The organism is Streptomyces blastmyceticus (assembly GCF_039521185.1).
In the GTDB taxonomy this organism is placed as follows: domain Bacteria; phylum Actinomycetota; class Actinomycetes; order Streptomycetales; family Streptomycetaceae; genus Streptomyces; species Streptomyces blastmyceticus.
Genome location: NZ_BAAABW010000046.1, coordinates 1 through 4,771 on the forward strand (window position 1 = coordinate 1; position 4,771 = coordinate 4,771).

Consider the following 4,771-nt stretch of genomic DNA (forward strand, 5'->3'; position numbering starts at 1 on the left):
TCCCCGGCGGCTCCTAATCGGAACCCGGTCCGGAATTCGGCACGCCGAAATCCATCCCGTTCAGGGATCAAGCAGTAGAGATTGCCGCCGATGCGGCATGAGTGGTTGCCTCGCCGTCCTCGCGGACTCCGTGGCAACTCGAAGAACTCTACACGAGCCCGTAGGACGCATCAAACCCGTGGCGCAAGGGGGTTTCACAGGGGTACGGTCGGCGCATGACTCAGCATGCGTGCCGCAGCACTCGGCAGTGGTGGGCCGCCTGACCGGCGGCCCGACTCTGCGCATGCATCCAACGGCCGCCGCCTAGGCGGCCTTTTTGCTGTCCGTGGCGGTGGTCCCTCTCCAAGGGAGGCAAGACCCCATGACACGGATCTTCAGCGGCATCAAGCCCACCGGCCACCTCACCCTCGGCAACTATCTCGGGGCCGTACGCCAGTGGGTCGAGACGGACCAGCACAAGGCCGACGCGCTCTTCTGCGTCGTGGACCTGCACGCCCTGACCGTCGACCACGATCCCGCCAGGGTCCGGAGGCTCAGCCGGCAGGCCGCGACCCTGCTGCTCGCCGCGGGGCTGGAGCCGGCCCGCTGCACGATGTTCGTGCAGAGTCATGTGGACGAGCACACCCGGCTCTCCTATCTGCTGGAGTGCACGGCGTCCGACGGCGAGATGCGCCGGATGATCCAGTACAAGGAGAAGTCGGCGCGCGAACGGGCGTCGGGCGGGAGCGTACGGCTCTCGCTGCTGACGTATCCGGTGCTGATGGCGGCCGACATCCTCGCCTATTCGGCCGACGAGGTGCCGGTGGGCGACGACCAGGCCCAGCACGTGGAACTCACCCGGGACCTGGCGGTGCGGTTCAACCACCGGTACGGGCACACCTTCACGGTGCCGAAGGCCGTCCTCCCGACGGTGGCCGCCCGGGTCATGGACCTCCAGGACCCCACCACGAAAATGGGGAAGTCGCACGCGGAGACGAGTGGCATCGTCTATCTGCTCGACGAGGCGGACGTCGTCCGCAAGAAGATCATGCGTGCGGTGACCGACAGCGGCAGCTCGGTCGTATACGACCGGGAGGCCCAGCCCGGGGTCGCGAATCTCCTGGAGATCCTCGCTTCGTGCACCGGCGGAAAGCCCGCGGACCTGGCCGAGCGGTACGACTCGTACGGCGCTCTGAAACGGGACACCGCCGATGCCGTGCTGGAACTGCTGCGGCCGGTGCGGGAGCGACACGCGGAATTGTGCGCCGACCCGGGATATGTGGACGCGGTTCTGCGTGCCGGGGCCGAACGGGCCCGGCAGGTGGCGCGGCCGACCGTCGACGCGGCGTACGCGGCGATCGGTCTGATGCCGCCCGCCTGAATGCACGAAGAACGGCCTCGGAGATCGAAAGGGATTCTCCGAGGCCGTTCTGCTCGCACCGTCAGGCCTGTCCGGAGGCCAGTTCCCGGCTGCGGTCGCGAGCCGCCTCGAGGGCGGCGATCAGAGCGGCCCGTACGCCGTGGCGCTCCAGCTCCCGGATCGCGCTGATCGTCGTGCCCGCGGGCGAGGTGACGGCCTCGCGGAGCTTGACCGGGTGTTCGCCGCTGTCGCGCAGCATGACGGCCGCGCCGATGGCCGCCTGGACGATGAGGTCGTGGGCCTTGTCCCGGGGAAGGCCGAGAAGGATGCCGGCGTCGGTCATCGCCTCGACGAGGAAGTAGAAGTACGCGGGGCCGGAGCCGGAGAGGGCGGTGGCCGCGTCCTGCTGGGACTCCGGCACCCGGAGCGTCTTGCCGACCGGCTTGAAGATCGCTTCGGTGCGGAGGAGGTGGTCCTCCGTGGCGTGGGTGCCCGCGGAGATGACGGACATGCCCTCGTCCACGAGGACGGGAGTGTTGGGCATGACGCGTACGACGGGGACGCCGGCCGGCAGCTTCTCCTCGAAGAAGGCCGTGGGGACACCGGCCGCCGCACTGATCACCAGTCTGTCGGCCGGCAGGTGAGGGGCGAGCTCGTCGAGGAGCGCGGCCATGTCCTGCGGCTTCACGGCGAGGATGAGGGTGTCGGCGGACTTGGCGGCCTCGACGTTGGTGACGGTGTCGACGCCGTAGCGGGCGTGGAGTGCTTCGGCCCGCTCGGGGCGGCGGGCCGTGACCAGCAGGTCGTCGGTCGACCAGCCGGCGCGGATCATGCCGCTGAGGAGTGCCTCGCCGATCTTTCCTGTGCCGAGGACGGCGACTTTCTGGGCCACGGGGCTCGCTCACCTCTTCTGCGCTGGAGTTCAGGGGGCGTGCCGAGCCATCTTCGCACCCGGCGCGCACTCCATGAGGCGGCGTACGGAACCCGGCGGACCATGAGGGCTCACGCCGGAGTGAACGGGACGGGATATTCCTGGTGGCCGATTCCACGTTTACATCGTGGTAACACGCCAACTGTCCAACGGACAGCTCCCCTTGGACAGAATGACCGCGGGTGTCCACGGCACGCTCCGTCACCCTCTACCGTCCGGCCTGCCCCCACCTCGACGTCTTCCGCTGCCCGATCTCTCATCCGACAGGCAAACGATCCGCATCGCTGTGCGCCGCACCGCGCACTGGAGGCAACCTCATGGAGAAAATACCCTTCGGCCGTGCCCGGAAAGTTCTGCTGCGGGCCAAGCTCCGGTCAAACCGTCGTCCCCTGATCCAACTCGCCGACCTCCGCGCCGACTTCACCGCGTCCCTCGTCGTCTTCCTCATCGCCGTACCGCTCTCCGTGGGCATCGCCGTCGCCTCCGGAGTCCCGGTCGAGCTGGGGCTCGTCACCGGTGTGGTCGGCGGACTCCTCACCGGGCTGCTGCCGGGCAGCAGCCTCCAGGTCAGCGGGCCCGCAGCCGGGCTGACCGTGCTCGTGTACGAGGCCGTGCGGGACTACGGGCTCGGGGCGCTCGGCGTCCTGGTGCTCGCCGCGGGCGTGCTCCAGATCGCCATGGGACTGCTGCACCTGGGGCGGTGGTTCCGGGCGATCTCCGTGTCGGTGGTGCAGGGGATGCTGGCGGGCATCGGTCTGGTGCTCATCGCCGGACAGCTGTACGCGCTGACCGACACGCACCCACCTGCCGGCGGCCTGGAGAAGCTCGGTGGGCTGCCCGCTCTGATCACCGACACCGTGACCTCGGCGGACGCACTGTCCGCCGTCTCGGTGGGCGTCGGTACGACAGTGGTGCTGGCCCTGTGGCTCCGGTGGCGGCAGGGTGCGCGGGCGGTGCCCGCGCCACTGGCCGCGGTCGCGCTGGCGACGGCGGCGGTGGCCGCGCTGTCCCTGCCGGTGGCCCGGGTCGAGGTGAACGGCCTGCTCGACGCGGTCCAGCCGCCGGGCGGCGACGACTTCGCGCGGCTGGGCGAGATCGGGGTGCTGGGCACGGTCCTTGCCTTCGCGCTCATCGCTTCCGCGGAGTCGCTGTTCAGCGCGGCCGCGGTCGACCGACTGCACGACGGACCGCGCACCGACTACGACAAAGAGCTGATCGCCCAGGGTGCGGGCAACACCGTGTGCGGGGTGCTCGGCGCCCTGCCCATGACCGCCGTGATCGTACGCAGCGCGGCCAATGTGCAGGCGGGCGCCCGGACGAAGGCTTCCCGGGTGCTGCACGGACTGTGGCTGCTGGTCTTCGCGGCCGTGCTGCCCTGGGCGCTGGAGATCATCCCCGTCGCCGCGCTGGCGGGCGTGCTGATCCACGCGGGCTGGAAGCTCATTCCCGTACGGGATGTCGTCCGGCTGTGGCGGGAGCATCGCGGTGAGGCGGTGGTGCTGGTGGTGACCACGGGCGCGATCGTGGTGACGAACCTGTTCGAGGGCGTGATCACCGGGCTCCTGATGGCCGTCGCGAAGGCGGCCTGGGAAACCTCGCACGTGCATGTGGAGACGGTGGGCACAGTGGACGGTGTCGTACGGGCCAGGGTGCTCGGCAACGCCAACTTCCTCAAGTTGCCTGAGCTGTTGGACGAGTTGGAGGAACTTCCGCGGCCGGGTCACGGCGTGGAGCTCGACCTCAGCGGCCTCCGCCACATGGACCACGCGTGCAGGACGGCGCTGACGGCCTGGTCCGAACGGAACGCGGCGCCGTCGGCCGCGGTGACGACGCTCCCACCGCCGACTCCATGACGGATCCCGGCCCTGGGCGGAGCCCCGGGTGGGGGTCGGCTCAGGGTCGGGTCAGGGTCTTCACCCATGGCGACCGTGTCGGCACGGCGGGACCCTGGCCCTATGAAGCGCTCACACGGTTCAGGCCGGAATCCCGTATCCCCGTCCGAGGCACGGCAGTTGGCCTTCGCCTCGGCCACCCTCGGCCCTTGGCGGGCGGCCGGCGCGGTCGCCGCCATCGGCAGCGCCGTCTCCCTCGGCCTCCACACGGTCACCGGTGACTTCGGCCTGGCCGTGGTGGCGGGCGCGCTGTCGGTGGGGCTGATGTTGTTCTTCCTGGTCGGCGGCATCGGCGGGGTGCTCGGCGACCGGAGCACCAACTCTTCGGAGCATCGCATCCGTCGGTGGGCCCGCGCCCACCCCTGGCAGGTGGCCGTGGTCCCCGCCGGCGCCCTGCTGGTGAGCGACCTGGTCATGCGACAGGTCCTGACCGACGAGGCATTCTTCAGCAGTGTGTGGGACGGCCTGTGGCGCGGGGCCCTGGTGGCGGTCGTCACCGGGCTGATAGGCACGTTCGGCGCTTCCCGCCGCTGAACAAAAAGTGGCCGTAAACGCAGAAATGCCCTGGCAGGAACCGGAGTTCCCATCAGGGCATTTCTCAAAATTTGT

General features: G+C 69.7%; 4 protein-coding genes. 3 read left to right on the forward strand and 1 reads right to left on the reverse strand.

Annotated features, from left to right (window positions below; all coding sequences use genetic code 11):
* Positions 1–361: 361 nt before the first annotated feature.
* Positions 362–1,360 (forward strand): tryptophan--tRNA ligase, encoded by a 999-nt coding sequence (trpS, locus tag ABD269_RS34975; protein ID WP_301886510.1) that lies wholly within the window; start codon positions 362–364, stop codon positions 1,358–1,360.
* A gap of 61 nt (positions 1,361–1,421) precedes the next feature.
* On the opposite strand, the gene proC is transcribed toward trpS, so the two are convergent.
* Positions 1,422–2,231, reverse strand: a complete 810-nt coding sequence (gene proC / locus ABD269_RS34980; RefSeq protein WP_301886509.1) for a pyrroline-5-carboxylate reductase — start codon at positions 2,229–2,231, stop codon at positions 1,422–1,424.
* Positions 2,232–2,587: 356 nt separating this feature from the next.
* Here proC and ABD269_RS34985 point away from each other — a divergent pair, with 356 nt between their 5' ends.
* Positions 2,588–4,123, forward strand: coding sequence for a SulP family inorganic anion transporter (locus ABD269_RS34985; RefSeq protein WP_344124633.1), 1,536 nt, complete (start codon positions 2,588–2,590; stop codon positions 4,121–4,123).
* A 102-nt stretch (positions 4,124–4,225) separates the two neighbouring features.
* Positions 4,226–4,696, forward strand: a complete 471-nt coding sequence (locus tag ABD269_RS34990; RefSeq protein ID WP_344124635.1) for a hypothetical protein — start codon at positions 4,226–4,228, stop codon at positions 4,694–4,696.
* Positions 4,697–4,771 lie beyond the last annotated feature (75 nt).